Below are 14,213 nucleotides of genomic sequence, written 5' to 3'. Positions count from 1 at the left end.
CGTTGCCCAGCGGCACGGCCACCCGCGTACCCCGCCGCCACGCCTGCGGCGGCAGCCACGGCGGCACGGCGTACGTCAACGTGGCGTACGGCGGACTGAGCAGCGCGACGGCGCGCAGCGATTGGGCGGTGTTGGTGGACATGGCGCAGGTACCAAAGAAGGGACAGGGACAAGAAGAAAACCGGGGGGCGGAAACTCCTCCCCCCGGCCATGGTTCACGACATTCCGGATTACCCGGGGTCTACGTGCCGCTGTAGGGCAGCAGCGGCTTGAGCTGGCGCACCAGTTCGTCGCGCAGTTCTTCATCCTGCAGGGCGAAGTAGATGTTGGCGGTAAGGTATTCCGCCCAGTCGCCCGCGTCGAAGCGCATGCCGCGAATCTTCACGGCCAGCAGGCCCCGGTCGTCGGCCAGCATCTGCAGGGCGTCGGTAAGCTGGATTTCGCCGCCGTGGCCGGGCTTCATCTGTTCCAAGCAGCGGAAGATGTCCGGGGTGAGCACGTAGCGGCCCACGATGGCCAGGCGCGAGGGCGCCTCGCCCAGCTTGGGCTTTTCCACCAGCTTGTTGACCTTGAAAATGCCGGGGGCGAATTCCTCGCCGGAGATGATGCCGTAGCGGTTCACCTTGTCGGCGGGCACTTCCATCACTCCGATGACGGGCAACCGCTCGGAGGCGGCCACGTCGATCAGCTGCTTGATACCCGGCGTCATGCCGAACATCAGGTCGTCGCCCACCATGACGGCAAAGGATTCGTCGCGCACCACGTCGCGGGCGCACAGCACCGCGTGGCCAAGGCCCAGCTGCTGCTTCTGGCGGATGGAGATGATGTTGACCATCTCGGCCACCTCGCGCACCTGCCGCAGCATCTCGGTCTTTCCGGCGCGTTCCAGCACGCTTTCCAGCTGCAGGTTGTAATCGAAGTGGTCCTCGATGATCTTCTTGTCGCGGTTGGTGACGAAGACCACGTCGCCGATGCCCGAGCGCATGGCCTCTTCCACCACATACTGCACCACCGGCTTGTTGTAGACCGGCAGCATTTCCTTCGGGATGTTCTTGGTGGCGGGAAGCGAACGGGTACCCCAGCCGGCGACGGGAATGACGACCTTGCGGATGTTCATGAGGGGTCTCCTTTGGAATGTGTCGTCGTGTCGGCTTACGTCAGAAAGACACCAGCAGAATAGCTGCCTGCACCATCATCGCCGGGCTACCGGCACGATAACCGCTCGCAAAAGAGGCCCATTTGCGAACTAGCGCAGGTGCTTCTGTACCGTCTCCGCCAGCAGCGAAGCAAGCCGCTTCACCTGCTCGGGGTCCTCGCCCTCCACCATCACGCGGCATACGGCCTCGGTGCCCGAGTAGCGCAGCAGCACGCGGCCCCTGTCGCCCAGTTCCGCCTCGACCTTGGCCACCCCGTCGAGCACGGGCTGGCACTGTTCGAAGGGGATCTTCCGCTCCACATGAACATTGATAAGCTCCTGCGGGAAAAGCTGCAACTGGCCCGCCAGTTCGGACAGGGGCCGGTCGCGCTCGCGCATGATGCGCAAAATCTGCAGGGCGGCCATCAGGCCGTCGCCGGTGGTGCCGTGGTCCATGAAGATGAGATGGCCGGACTGCTCGCCGCCAAGGTTGGCGCCCTCGCGGCGCATGGCCTCTACCACGTAGCGGTCGCCCACCGGGGTGCGCAGCAGCTTGCAGCCGCGCTCCTTCATGTACACTTCGAGCGCCATGTTGCTCATGACCGTGGCCACAAGGGTGTTGTTGCGCAGCGCGCCTCGCCGCAGCATGTCGTCCGCGCACAGGGCCATGATCTGGTCGCCGTCGAGCACGGTGCCCTTCTCGTCCACCACGATGAGCCGGTCGGCGTCGCCGTCCAGTGCCAGGCCCACGTCGGCGCGGGTTTCCAGCACCTTGCCGGCGGCAACGCCGGGGTACAGCGAACCGCACTGGTGGTTGATGTTCAGGCCGTTGGGCTCGGTGCCGATCTTGATGACTTCCGCGCCCAGTTCCTCGAGCGCCAGGGGGGCCACCTTGTAGTTGGCGCCATTGGCGCAGTCCAGCACCACGCGCATGCCATCCAGGGTGAGGTGCGCGGGAAAGCTGTTCTTCAGGTAGACGATGTACCGACCGGGAGAGTCCTCGATCTTGGCGGCGCGGCCCACGCGTTCGGGAACGGGGTAATCCCACTGCCAGTCGGGGTCCAGCACCATGTCGGTGATCTCGTTCTCCATCTCGTCGGGCAGCTTGAAGCCGTCCTTGTCGAAGAACTTGATGCCGTTGTCCATGAAGGGGTTGTGCGATGCGGAGATGACCACGCCAAGGTCCGCCCGCATGTTGCGGGTCAGAAAGGCGATGGCGGGCGTGGGCAACGGTCCGACCAGGTAGACGTCCATGCCCGCGGCGCACAGGCCCGCCGTCAGGGCCGATTCGAACACGTAGCCGGAAAGGCGGGTATCCTTGCCGATGACCACCCGGTGGCGGCGGTTGCCGTTACGGAAATGGGTGCCCGCCGCAAGGCCCAGACGCAGGGCCACGTCGGCGGTCATGGGATAGATGTTCACCTGGCCGCGCAGGCCATCGGTGCCGAACAGGCGTTTGCCCATCTGCGAATCCTCTCTGGAGTGTGCGTTGGCGGCCAGCGCCGCCGGTGCGCCTGAGTACAGTATTTGCGGGGGTTGTTCAATCGTCGCTCGAAACTGCGAAGGCCGGGGCACGTGGGGCACAACGCCACGCGCCGGGGACGGACCGCGGACCGCCCTGAAGTCACTTGCGGAAGGTCACGTTCACCGCGTCGGGCGAAATATCCTTCAGCCGTACCCTGTCCGGCAGGTCCACCCGCACGGGCAGCCTCTCTTGTCCGGCGCCAGCGCCTTCGGGCACTTCGGCGTACACCCGGATGGAGCGCAGCGCCTCTGCATCGGCGGCCACCGAAGCGGGCATTTCCAGCAGCAACGTGACCGTGCGCGGCACCACCTGCACCCGCAGGCCGTGCGGCGGCTGCACGGCCACCTCGCGCTTGAGGGTGGTTTCCTTCATGCGCAGGGCCGTTTCCACCCGTACGGACACGGTGGGCGGTGTCGATTCCGTGGCCTCGGGCAGGGTGGGAGTGGCCTGCACCTCCATCGTTCCCGCCTGGTCCAGCCCCGGAGCGGCCACGGCCACCTTCACCTTGTCGATGCGCGCCACCAGCGTTTCCGGCCCGCGCAAGTGCACCTTGGCCGGCGTCACCTCGGTCTTGTCGATGCGCACGTCCACCGGAATGGTGCCGTTGATGTCCACGGCCACGGGCACGTCCTTTTCGACGATGGCGTCCACCTCCAGCGTCAGCCGCGAGGGGGTTATCTCCACCACCTCGAAGGCGCGCGCCTCGGGTAGCTTTTCCGCCGTCAGGGGCACGATGTTGGTGCCGCGCTTCAGGTTGCTGAGGTCGATGGCGTAGCTCATGTCGCGCGCGGTCATGACGCGCACCAGGCCCTTGGGGCCGCGCACGCGCACGCTGACCTTGTTGACCAGCCCTTCGCGCACCACGAGATTCTGGGGGATGCCCTTGAACTCCAGCCGCACCTCGCCCACCACTTCCACCCGCTCGCGCCCGGTGACCATGTACCACAAGGTAACGGCCATGACGAAGGCCATGACGGCGTACTGCCAGTTGGAACGCACCGCTACTTCTCCAGGATGTTCTTGAGCACGCGCTTCAGGCGCGTGGCGTCAAGGCTGGTGGTCAGCTTGCCGCCCACGGCCACGGTGACGGCCCCGCGTTCTTCGGAAACCACCACCGCCACCGCGTCGCTTTCCTCGGTAATGCCAAGTGCGGCGCGATGCCGGGTGCCGAAGTCCTGCCGGTCCACGGTGGCCAGGGGCAGGATGCACGCCGCCGCCGCCACCTCACCCTTGCGGATGATCACCGCGCCGTCGTGCAGCGGAGTTTTGGGAAAGAAGATGGTGATGAGCAACTCGCGCGAAAGCGCGGCCCCCAGCTTCACCCCGCGTTCGATCATGTCGCCCAGGGCCACGTTGCGCTCGATGACGATGAGCGCGCCGATCTTGCGCTGGGCAAGGTACAGCGCGGCGCCGATGATCTCGTTCAGGGCGTCGTCGGCCGTGGTCTTCTTGCGAAAGAAGCTGCGCGCCCCCATGTCGGTGAGGGCCTGGCGGATGTCGCGCTGGAACAGCACGATGATCACCAGGAACAACGAGCCAAAGAAACTTTCCAGCAGCCACCCCAGCGTGTACAGCCCCAGTTCGCGCGAGACGAAGTAGGTGACCACCAGCAACAGCAGCCCGTAAATGGCCGACACGGCGCGCGTGTCCTTGACCATGACGATGATGCGGTAGAACAGCGCGGTGACCAGCGCGATGTCCACAAGGTCGCGCCAGTTGGCGGTGACGTTCTCCAGGCCCAGCATCAGTTCTCCGTGCGTGGCGCGGGGGCCATGGCTTGGGTGAGGCGCAGGGTGCGCACGGTTTCCGCCACATCGTGCACGCGATGGCACAGCACCCCACGTGCGGCCAGCAGTGCCGTGGCCACCTGGGTGGCGCCCGCCCGCTGCCCGTGGCCAAGATCCAGCAGCCCGCCGAAGAGCGACTTGTTGGAAAGCCCCATCAGCACGGGGCGACCCAACGAGTCGAAGCGCTCTATCTGGCGCAGTATCTCGAAATTGTGTTCCGTCAGCTTGCCGAACCCTATGCCGGGATCGAGCAGGATGCGCGATTCCGGCAGCCCGGCGCGCACGAGCATGTCCATCCTGTCGTGAAAGAAGGCCAGCAGCGCGTCCACCACGTTGGCATAGGCCGGGGCGTCCTGCATGGTTTCCGGCCTGCCCAGGCTGTGCATCAGCACGTAGCCGGGCTTGTAATGGGCCACCACGTCGAGCAGGCCCGGGTCGAAGGCGCAGGCGGAAATGTCGTTGATGATGTCCACGCCTTCGTCCAGCACCGCCGCCGCCGTTCCCGCCTTGTAGGTATCGACGGAAAGCAGGGGCGCGCCGGGGCGGGGGGATGGAACCTGCCGGTTCGCGTCGGCATGACCCGCCAGATGGGCCGCATACCCGTCGCGGATGCCCCGCACCACTGGCAGCACCCGCGCCAGTTCCTCTTCCAGCGGTACCGCCTCCGCGTAGGGCCGCGACGATTCACCGCCAATGTCCAACACGTGCGCGCCCTCCGCCGCCAGGCGCAGGGCATGGGTCACTGCCGCCTCGTGGGAGGTGTAGCGCCCCCCGTCATGGAACGAATCGGGCGTGACGTTGACGATGCCGAACACCACAAAGGGATGAGGGGGGGCGGGCGTCACCGCCCTTCCCCCCCTTACGGTCCAAATGGCCTGTTGCCTGTGGGCGCAAGCCGTGGTCATCGACGCCCCGCTCCACCGTTGGAGTCGTCGTTACCGCCGGGGCCACCGGGGCCGCGCTCGGCGGTGTCGTCGGCCTCCAGGGTGAACTCGTCGCGCCCGGCGGCGTCGGACTCCGTGTTAGCGGAACCGGTCTGCGCGGCGGAGGCCAAGGGCGCTCCGGCGTTTCCGCCGGACGCGGGCTGCTCCCCCGCGCGTGCGGGGCCGGGGCGGTTGTTGGGCTTTTCCGGCGGCAACTGTTCTCCGCGCATCAGCACGTCGATGTCGTCGCCGCTGATGGTTTCACGCTCCAGAAGGGCACCGGCGATGGCATGCAGCGAGTCGATGTTCTCTTCGAGCAGGGTGCGGCAGCGCTGCCGGGCCTCTTCGATGATGCGCTTGACCTCGGCGTCCACCAGGCGGGCGGTTTCCTCGCTGAAATTGCGGGAATGCGCCCATTCGCGCCCGATGAACACCTCTTCGCCCTGCTCACCGATGTTCATGGGGCCGATGGCCTCGCTCATGCCCCATTCGCAAACCATCTTGCGGGCCATCTTGGTGGCACGCTCGATGTCGTTGCCCGCACCGGTGGTGATGTCGTTGAACACCACCTCTTCGGCCACGCGGCCACCCAGCAGCAACACCAGGTTGCTCAGCAGGAACGAGCGGGAGTAGCCGTGGCGGTCGCCTTCCGGCAGTTGCATGGTCACACCCAGGGCGCGGCCACGCGGGATGATGGTCACCTTGTGCACCGGGTCGGAGCCGGGCAGCAGCTTGGCGGCCAGGGCGTGGCCCGCCTCGTGGTAGGCGGTGATGCGTTTTTCCTCGTCGCTCAGGATGAGGCTGCGGCGCTCCTTGCCCATGAGCACCTTGTCCTTGGCGTACTCGAAGTCGCCCATGTCCACGGTGTCCTTGCCCACCTTGGCAGCCTGCAAGGCGGCCTCGTTGACCAGGTTCTCCAGGTCCGCGCCCGAAAAGCCGGGGGTACCCTTGGCGATGATTTCCAGTTCCACGCCGGTGGCCAGGGGCGTGCGGCGGGTATGCACTTCAAGGATGCGCTTGCGGCCGCGCACGTCGGGGGTGGGCACCACCACCTGGCGGTCGAAACGACCGGGGCGCAGCAGCGCCGGATCCAGCACGTCGGGCCGGTTGGTGGCGGCGATGAGGATGACGCCCTCGTTGGATTCGAAGCCGTCCATTTCCACCAGCAGCTGGTTCAGGGTCTGCTCGCGCTCGTCGTGCCCGCCGCCAAGGCCGGCGCCGCGCTGGCGGCCCACGGCATCGATTTCATCGATGAAGATGAGACAGGGTGCGCTTTTCTTGCCCTGCATGAACAGGTCGCGCACGCGCGATGCGCCCACACCCACGAACATTTCCACGAAGTCGGAGCCGGAAATGGAAAAGAACGGCACGCCCGCCTCGCCCGCCACGGCACGGGCCAGCAGGGTCTTGCCGGTGCCGGGAGGGCCGACCAGCAGCACGCCCTTGGGAATGCGCCCGCCAAGGCGGGTGAACTTGCGCGGGTTGGACAGGAACTCCACCACTTCGCTCAGTTCTTCCTTGGCTTCATCCACGCCCGCCACGTCCTCGAAGGTGACGCGGGCCGATTCCGGGGTGATCATGCGGGCACGCGAACGCCCGAAAGACATGGCCTTGCCGCCGCCGCCCTGCATCTGGCGCATGAAGAATATCCACACGCCGATCAGCAGCAGCATGGGGAACCAGGAAACCAGCAAGGTCATGTACCAGGGGGCTTCTTCCTGCGGTTCCGCCTTCACCTCGACCTTCTGGGAGATGAGACGCGTAACCAGCTCGGGATCGTGCGGGGCATAGGTCTGGAACGCCTTGCCCTCGGAGCTTTCACCCGTCAGTTTCTGGCCCTGGATGGTCACGCGCAGCACCTCGCCGCGTTCGACCTTCTGGAGGAATTCCGTATAGGTAAGACGCGCCTGCGTCCCCTGTGGCTGATTGAACATGTTGAACAGGACGACCATCAGCAACGAGATGATCGCCCAGAGAATCAGATTGCGCGAAAACTGGTTCAAGTCTGGCCTCCGTGCGGAAGTGAACGTCCGTCGTGCGGACGATTTCTCCTTTTTAAGTCGTCGGGAACTATTTGACAATGCGCGCGGGCGCACTTTCCCCGCCTTTTCGGATCGCCGGGCAAGGTATCCCGATCCCCCTCCCCTTGATCCGGCGCGCAATCCGGCTCTCGAGCCCTACCGTTCACTGTCATCGGAAGCCGGGCACCGGAAGCCGGTTCGACCTCGCAGCCCACGCTCCCCGCGTTTCCACGGCTCCGCCCCCCCCGTCCGGCCATGACACGGGCACGCATCCCGTCTTGCCGTGCCACACCGATTCTGCTAGATACGCCGAACCCCTGCGGAAGCGTTTCGTCACCGGTGTGGCGCCCGGTCTTCAAAACCGGTGGTGGGCAGAGATGTCCATGGTAGGTTCGACTCCTATACGCTTCCGCCAGCCATCAAAAGCCGCTGAAATGGCTTGAAAACATAACGATGGCGCGGTGTTCCGCTTGTCTGCATCCACATTTGGGATACACAACGGACTCCGCGCCATGCCTCGTTCTAAAGCCCCGGCATCACCCCGCCCTTCCAGTGGCGATGTCCCGCCCCCCGTCCAGCCTTTCGCCCTCCCTGCCAACGACGATCACGCCCCGCCGCCATCGGCCAGAAGCAGCGCCTCCACCACCGCCACCGTAACGGGCGCACCGCTTTCCACCCTCACGGACAGCCTCCTGCGGCAAATCATGGAAGAGTGGCTTACCGAAGCCCAACAAGCCACCCATGAGCGCCGCCTGTCCCGCCGCCAGCATCTCGAAGCTCTCGAGGCAGAGCGCGACCAAGCGGGGTTCCATCTGCCCGAAGCTCATGAGGAGCTTGAGGCCCTGAACGCCACGATGGGGACCAAGGCACCACCGCCGCCTGCTGCGGCACGAGGGCTACGAGGCCACGCCGGAGACGAGCGGAGTGCGGCCTTCCTCAAGGCATGCCACATACAGAAGACCGCCGGGGCGGCCGACCACGAACAGATCGCTTCGCAGCACTTCACGGGCAACCCCGGGGAGTTCCGATGGTGGTCCCCTGCCGCTCGGAGGCGGCAAGAACGAACATTGCGGCCTGCGCCTCCACTCTTTCCGGCACACACAGATCCCGTGCGGCAAGGAGCAGAAGCTGGCCCGTGAGGGGTCAAGGAAGTCGTCGGCCACACCGGTCGCGCAGATCAGACGGACATCACGGTGCACTATGAAGGGAAGCTCTCTCCCGCCGCTTGTTCGTGGAGGTCACCCAGCACAATAAACCGGCACGAGGAGCTTGATCTATCACGATGACGGTGAGCAAGCGGGGAAAGGCAGAGGCAAGCGTACATGTCATTGTCCAGCCTCTTCGATACGCCCCCCCCTGTAAGCGAGAGCGCCCAGCCTGCGCTAATCGCGTGGGAAACCCTTAATGGTCGCGCTCATAAGGCGATGGAACGAAGTCGCTGAACGCCCCTACCAGTTGCCGTGCGGTGCCGTCTCTAATCATTTCTCGAAATGCAGCAGCAAGCGGAACAATCAAATCCTTGTGCCTTGCATTAACAACATGGTATGACTTAACTACAACACCAAACCGGCCCTTGCGTATACCAGATGAAGATTCATCCTTAAAAAAACCTTTCATAACTGATTCGGCAGTAAACACTGCATCTGCACGACCAGATTTTATCATTTTTATTCCATGCTCTAACCCGGGAACAAACAATGGATTCATTCCAAAATTTTCAAGTATCGACGCGGAAATGATTTCACCACGCACGCAGACAACGCGTAATGATTTAAAATCATCAATAGTATATTCATCAAATTTGTCGTTCACAAAAAATATCGCAAACAATGAACTAAACAAAGGTTCAGGGACGACAAGAAGATTTTGATATTTTGCCACAGCGTACTTTGTTCTCACAGCACTGGCATCAATTTCACCGTCATTCGCAAGGGAAATATCTCGCATTGGCGGTGAATATTTGAATACAACATTCATTCCTATTCGCCTATACGCCTCGCCAACAAAGGCTTCCAATTCAGGAATCCTGCGCTCTTCACCATGCATGTACGCCACCCCAACAACATATGGGGCGGCATCGGCAATGGCATCCCGTGTTATCATAAGGCAGAGCGCAAGAACAAGAGAGATGACGCTCAACTGCACGCGCATAAATACACATCTCTGGTATAAGTTGTCATCATAATGCGCCAATCAAACACGAGCTGCACTCCCGTATCACGTGCCATTGCCTCTGTCTTTTATTACCTCACTAGCATTAATGAATTTATTGCCCCCCCGCTGCGCCCAGACGAGATCACCGACCATATGGAGCAGTACCGCGCCCGATTCTCCACATTCGACACCGTCGTGGGGGCGGACATCTCCAGGCCGGATCGGTTGGGGACGTTCGTCGTGGAGTCTCCTTCACGGCAGATACCATGCCCCCGGCGGAGAAATGCCCGCCACTCTCGATCAAGCAAGCCGCCGCGCAGATGGTCGCGGCGTAGTCACCCCCTCCGGCCATCCTCGTGAGCAGGGTGGCCCTCGCCCGGCCTTCCGCCTTGCGGCGCGTCGAACAACGAGCAACGACGGCCCTTCTCCACACACGCCACCCACTCAAGGGCGGCGCAGGGATTGGCCGTCGCCATCGTCATTGTTCGTGACAGATTACCGGCTCTTCAGTCCGACGAAGGCTTCCGGCTTACCAAGGGCACTGTCCACGACCCGGCGGACATCTCCAAGGCATCACCTGCTGGAAGGGTTTGTCTCGGCACATCGGCATATCCCACCCTGCTTCTCTTGGACAATACGTTCAAGGATCGTCGATCTGCCGTTTAGGATGACATCTGCCTTGATGTCGGCTGCAGTGTAGCCAAAGCAGTAGCAGATTAGTTCAGCGTTCAAACTACTCCCTCCCCTTGGTCGCGTGGCACATTCGGGAACCATGCCCACCTGCACCCCGCCCTCGTGTTCAACGGCTTCGGCATCCGCTGCACCGACGACAAGTTCGTGAACCTGACCGACCTCTGGAAGGCCAGCGGCGCGACCTGTTTCTACGGCCCTTCTGAATGGATCCGCATGGAATTGACAGTCGCAGGCCGACACCCCTCCGACATCGCCAGCCAAAGCTCAACCACCAGCGTGTTCTACACGCTTCCGCCACGAGCCCAAGCCCCCTTTTCCGGGGCCTTTTTCATTGCCCGTGCGCCGGATACCCTGACCGGCCCGTGCACCCGGCACAACGGCGGACCGGCATTATAGAAAAACGACACCTCCCATATCCACGGCATGTTGCACAGACACCACACGAGGTGGCACACGAAAAAAACCGCGCCCGGGAGGGCATTGTCATTTGCGGCGCATCTGCTATGACACGCCGCTAGTGACGCCATCGGCCCGCCGCTACCACAGGATGGCGCGCCCCTTGCCAGCCCGGTTGTCCGACCGGCCCGGATACACCGCACAGTTCGCCAACAGGTCCGTCATGTCATCATCCCCAACACGTTGCCACCGCCAGTCACGGCACCCCCGCCCCGGATACTTCCTGCCGTACGGGCTTGCCCATTTCATGCGCCCCGTGCTGGCGGGCCTGCGCTTCCCGCCATTCCTGCCAATCCGGCCAGCCCTGGCAGTCATGGCAGTCCTGTTCGCGCTGGCCTTGCCGACCGTGCCGTCCCCCTCCACCGCGCTGGCCAACGGTGGCACCGCCCCCCCCGCCGACGAAGTCCGCAACAACACCTTCCTGATGGTGAACACCGTGTACCCGCCTTACACCACCATGCAGGATGACGGCAGCGTTGGCGGCACGGCCACCGCCCTGGTGAACGAACTGTTCCGCAGGCTGTCCCTTCCCGTGCGGCAACGGTTGCTGCCCTGGAACCGCGTGCTGCGCATGACCGAGGACGGCGCTGCCGATGGGGTGAGCATGCTGGCCCGCTCTTCCGAGCGCGAAGCCGCCATGGCGTTTTCCGTGCCGGTGGCCGAGGCGCACCAATCCTTCTATTACGCTCGCTCCGCCCACGACGGGTTTGCCTGGCAACGGTACGAGGACCTGCGCCCCTACCGCATCGGCCTGGTGCAGGGATACACGTATTGCCCGGAATTCCTGACCGCCGTGGAGCGGCTGAAACTGGTCGTGGAATACGCCCCGTCGGACGAAAGCAACTTCGCCAAGTTGCGCAATGGCCGCGTGGACCTGTGCCTGAGCAACGACCTGGTGGCCGAAGCCTACCTGAACAGCCAACCGAACCTGTGGTCCGCGGTGGGCAAGGCGGAACGCCCGGTACGCAGCTATCCGCTGCACATGGCTTTTTCGCGCAACTCGCCACTGGCCGGGCGCCTGCCTGAAATCGACGCCGAAATCGGGCGGATGCGCGCTGACGGCACCCTGCAACGCATTCTGGCCCCAAGGGCGGCACAGACGCGCTGACGGCACCCGTTGCCCCTGCGCAATGATCCGCGGCGCGTCCCACCCGTGGGGCACCGCACGCCCTTCCCCCTTCTCGGCACCCGTCGTGCCCAGCGCACCCGGTGCCCCCCATTTTCCCGTACGCGAAAAAAGGCCCGCCTGACCGGAAATCCGGCAGGCGGGCCTTGTGATTGCTGCGTATCCGCGTGGTCACCGGCACATGGCGCGCTGGGCGCTCATGGCTGGTGCTGCCGCGCCGAAACTACCAGCGGGGCGGACGGGGAGCGCGGGGCTGGGCTTCGTTCACCTTCAGGGCGCGACCGCCGAAGGAGTAGCCGTTCAGGGCTTCCACGGCGCTGTTGGCGTCGGCGGCTTCCATTTCGACGAAGCCGAAGCCACGGGGACGGCCGGTTTCACGGTCGGAGATCAGCTTCACGCTGAGCACCTGGCCGTGCTGGGAGAACAGGTCGCGGATTTCGTCTTCGGAAGCGGAGAAAGGCAGGTTGCCCACATACAGAGACTTGGACATCAGGAAAACTCCTTGCAGGGAAAATGAGGGGGTTCGCTCGTGCGAAAGATCGGGCAGAAACTCTGTAGGTGGGATGCCTATCGACTCGCCGAAACTCTTGCCACAAGCCCATGCCGATCCCGACGCACGGCACACCCGGAGCATCGACCGACATGATTGGAGAATTAGTCGGAGTTTTTCAAGCGGTCAAGTAGAATCTGTCGCAATTCCGCCTGAAAACGCTTGACCACGCCCCGGATACCCGAATCCTATATCCGCACACCCATCAAAAAGGCCGTGCTACTGGCACACTCCGGCGGGGCCAATGTCAGTTGGCGGAGTCGGGCGCGGAAGGCACGACGGGCATGACAGGTACGACGGGCACGACCGGTGCGACTGGAGTGACCGGAGCTCCGTCATTTGTGGGGGTGGTGTCATCGCCGCCTTTGGCCAGTTCCGCCCAGGCCTGCACGATATGGGCGTGAGCCGCGCGCCGCTGGTCGAGCTTCGACAGGTTGCGCGCCGCACGCACGGAATACTTGATGGTGGCGCGGGTCTTGGCCGCCTCCTTGACCACCGCCTGCAACACATCCTCGCGCGGTTCGGGGTGGTACATCACTTCGGCGGCAGTGATCGCCACGGCGAACTTGCCCGCCTCCAGCGCGCGCGAGGCGGCCAGGGTCAGCGCCTGGTCGCGCGCATCCTTGTAGTACCTGCCGCTGGCGGCCTGGGTGACCATGGCCATCCATTCATTGTCCGACGCAGTCTCGTCCGCCGTGTTCAAGGCCGTTACTTCGGCCATGAGTGCAGCGGGCAGCAGGGCCGATCCGTCGTCCCCCTGCTCCATGACCTGGCCGGTGCCGGGCAGCAGGCCGGCGACGGAAAGCAGGTTGTACAGCGCCCAGCTGAACAGCACGGCCAGCAGCAGTGCGGGAATGAGCTTCTTGTTGCGTTGCATCGGATTCCTTGTGTGCTCCGCCGTGGCGCAGGCCGGGCGGACCATTTACGGCGGGCCGCCCCCCTGCCGGAAGGCGGCCCGCTTTCGGGTATGTTTCAGGTGCGCTTCGTCGGCCCGACCGGCGTTACTCTTCCAGCCAGTCGGCCAACTCGGCCAACTGCGCCGCCACGGACGCGGGGCCGGTGCCGCCGGGCATTTCGCGCCGGGCCACCGCCGCCGCCGGGTCCAGCACGGCGTACACGTCATCGCCGATGCGGTTGCAGATGGCCTGCATGTCGGCCAGGGGCAGTTCTTCCAGGGTGATGGACCGCTCTTCCGCCAGGGCCACGGCGGCCCCGGTCAGGTGGTGCGCCTCGCGGAAGGGAATGCCCTTGCCCACCAGGTAGTCGGCAAGTTCGGTGGCGTTCAGGAAGCCCGCGCGCAGGGCGGCGCGCATGCGCCCTTCGTTGAAGCCCAGTTCGCGCAGCATGCCCGCCATGATCTCCAGCGACGCCGACACGGTGCGGTCGCAGTCGAGGAACGGCTCCTTGTCCTCCTGCATGTCGCGGTTGTAGGTCATGGGCAGGCCCTTCACCGTGGTCAGCATGGCGGTCAGCGCGCCGTACACGCGGCCCGTCTTGCCGCGCATGATCTCGGCCACGTCGGGGTTCTTCTTCTGCGGCATGATGGACGAACCCGTGGCGTAGGCGTCGGGCAGCCGCACGAACCCGAAGGCCGGGTTGGCCCAGATGATGATTTCCTCGCACAGGCGCGAGAGGTGGGCCATGATGGTGGCCCCGCAGAACAGCGATTCCAGTACGAAGTCGCGGTCGGACACGGCGTCCATGCTGTTGCGGAAGGTGCCGTACATGTCCAGCTGCTCGGCCACGTACGCGGGGTCCAGCGGGTAGGTGGTGCCCGCCAGCGCCGCCGCGCCCAGCGGGCACACGCGCGTCCGGCGGTCGCAGTCGGCCAGTCGCTCGGCGT

General features: G+C 64.3%; 12 protein-coding genes, 1 tRNA gene and 1 pseudogene. 3 read left to right on the top strand and 11 right to left on the bottom strand.

Going from position 1 to position 14,213, the window contains the following annotated elements; translation table 11 throughout:
* Window positions 1-241 precede the first annotated feature (241 nt).
* From galU to ftsH, 6 genes are all read right to left on the bottom strand, one after another.
* A complete protein-coding gene (gene galU, locus FVW27_RS15340) occupies window positions 242-1,117 on the bottom strand; it encodes a UTP--glucose-1-phosphate uridylyltransferase GalU (protein WP_167126746.1) in 876 nt (291 codons plus the stop codon).
* A gap of 129 nt (window positions 1,118-1,246) precedes the next feature.
* The gene (gene glmM / locus FVW27_RS15335) at window positions 1,247-2,599 is read right to left on the bottom strand and encodes a phosphoglucosamine mutase (protein WP_167126744.1); all 1,353 of its coding nucleotides are present in this window, start codon (window positions 2,597-2,599) and stop codon (window positions 1,247-1,249) included.
* 160 nt (window positions 2,600-2,759) lie between these two features.
* Window positions 2,760-3,659: a CdaR family protein gene (locus tag FVW27_RS15330; RefSeq protein WP_167126742.1), complete on the bottom strand. Its 900-nt coding sequence runs from the start codon at window positions 3,657-3,659 to the stop codon at window positions 2,760-2,762.
* Between the two features lie 2 nt (window positions 3,660-3,661).
* Complete coding sequence (gene cdaA / locus FVW27_RS15325) at window positions 3,662-4,405, bottom strand: diadenylate cyclase CdaA (protein WP_167126740.1); 744 nt, start codon at window positions 4,403-4,405, stop codon at window positions 3,662-3,664.
* Window positions 4,405-5,352, bottom strand: coding sequence for a dihydropteroate synthase (gene folP, locus FVW27_RS15320; protein ID WP_167126738.1), 948 nt, complete (start codon window positions 5,350-5,352; stop codon window positions 4,405-4,407). Before folP ends, cdaA begins: the two co-directional genes overlap by 1 nt.
* On the bottom strand, window positions 5,349-7,373 hold the full coding sequence (gene ftsH, locus FVW27_RS15315; protein WP_167126736.1) for an ATP-dependent zinc metalloprotease FtsH: 2,025 nt from the start codon (window positions 7,371-7,373) through the stop codon (window positions 5,349-5,351). Before ftsH ends, folP begins: the two co-directional genes overlap by 4 nt.
* Window positions 7,374-7,712: 339 nt before the next feature.
* On the opposite strand from ftsH, the gene FVW27_RS15310 reads away from it, so the two are divergent.
* Window positions 7,713-7,806 (top strand) — tRNA-Sec (locus FVW27_RS15310).
* A 986-nt stretch (window positions 7,807-8,792) separates the two neighbouring features.
* Here the strand turns inward: FVW27_RS15310 and FVW27_RS15305 are convergent.
* Both FVW27_RS15305 and FVW27_RS20990 read right to left on the bottom strand, forming a co-directional pair.
* Window positions 8,793-9,542 carry a substrate-binding periplasmic protein gene (locus FVW27_RS15305; protein ID WP_167126734.1) on the bottom strand — a complete coding sequence of 250 codons (750 nt, stop codon included), beginning with the start codon at window positions 9,540-9,542 and terminating at the stop codon, window positions 8,793-8,795.
* A gap of 579 nt (window positions 9,543-10,121) precedes the next feature.
* Window positions 10,122-10,319, bottom strand: a pseudogene (locus FVW27_RS20990) (bacterioferritin-associated ferredoxin); the annotation flags it as partial.
* Between the two features lie 21 nt (window positions 10,320-10,340).
* On the opposite strand from FVW27_RS20990, the gene FVW27_RS15300 reads away from it, so the two are divergent.
* Both FVW27_RS15300 and FVW27_RS15295 read left to right on the top strand, forming a co-directional pair.
* Window positions 10,341-10,634: a hypothetical protein gene (locus FVW27_RS15300; RefSeq protein ID WP_167126732.1), complete on the top strand. Its 294-nt coding sequence runs from the start codon at window positions 10,341-10,343 to the stop codon at window positions 10,632-10,634.
* A gap of 373 nt (window positions 10,635-11,007) precedes the next feature.
* Window positions 11,008-11,802, top strand: coding sequence for a substrate-binding periplasmic protein (locus FVW27_RS15295; protein WP_167126730.1), 795 nt, complete (start codon window positions 11,008-11,010; stop codon window positions 11,800-11,802).
* A 241-nt stretch (window positions 11,803-12,043) separates the two neighbouring features.
* Here FVW27_RS15295 and FVW27_RS15290 read toward each other — a convergent pair whose 3' ends face one another.
* The 3 genes from FVW27_RS15290 to argH form a co-directional block, all read right to left on the bottom strand.
* Complete coding sequence (locus tag FVW27_RS15290; RefSeq protein ID WP_012611219.1) at window positions 12,044-12,310, bottom strand: RNA recognition motif domain-containing protein; 267 nt, start codon at window positions 12,308-12,310, stop codon at window positions 12,044-12,046.
* A gap of 307 nt (window positions 12,311-12,617) precedes the next feature.
* A complete protein-coding gene (locus FVW27_RS15285; RefSeq protein WP_208294829.1) occupies window positions 12,618-13,247 on the bottom strand; it encodes a hypothetical protein in 630 nt (209 codons plus the stop codon).
* Window positions 13,248-13,371: 124 nt separating this feature from the next.
* The coding region (argH, locus tag FVW27_RS15280) for an argininosuccinate lyase (protein WP_167126728.1) at window positions 13,372-14,213 on the bottom strand (842 nt) is incomplete at its 5' end.

Source organism: Nitratidesulfovibrio liaohensis (genome assembly GCF_011682075.1).
Lineage (GTDB): Bacteria > Desulfobacterota > Desulfovibrionia > Desulfovibrionales > Desulfovibrionaceae > Cupidesulfovibrio > Cupidesulfovibrio liaohensis.
The sequence above is the reverse complement of the archived record's forward strand: the minus strand, read 5'-3'. Positions and strand labels throughout refer to the sequence as shown.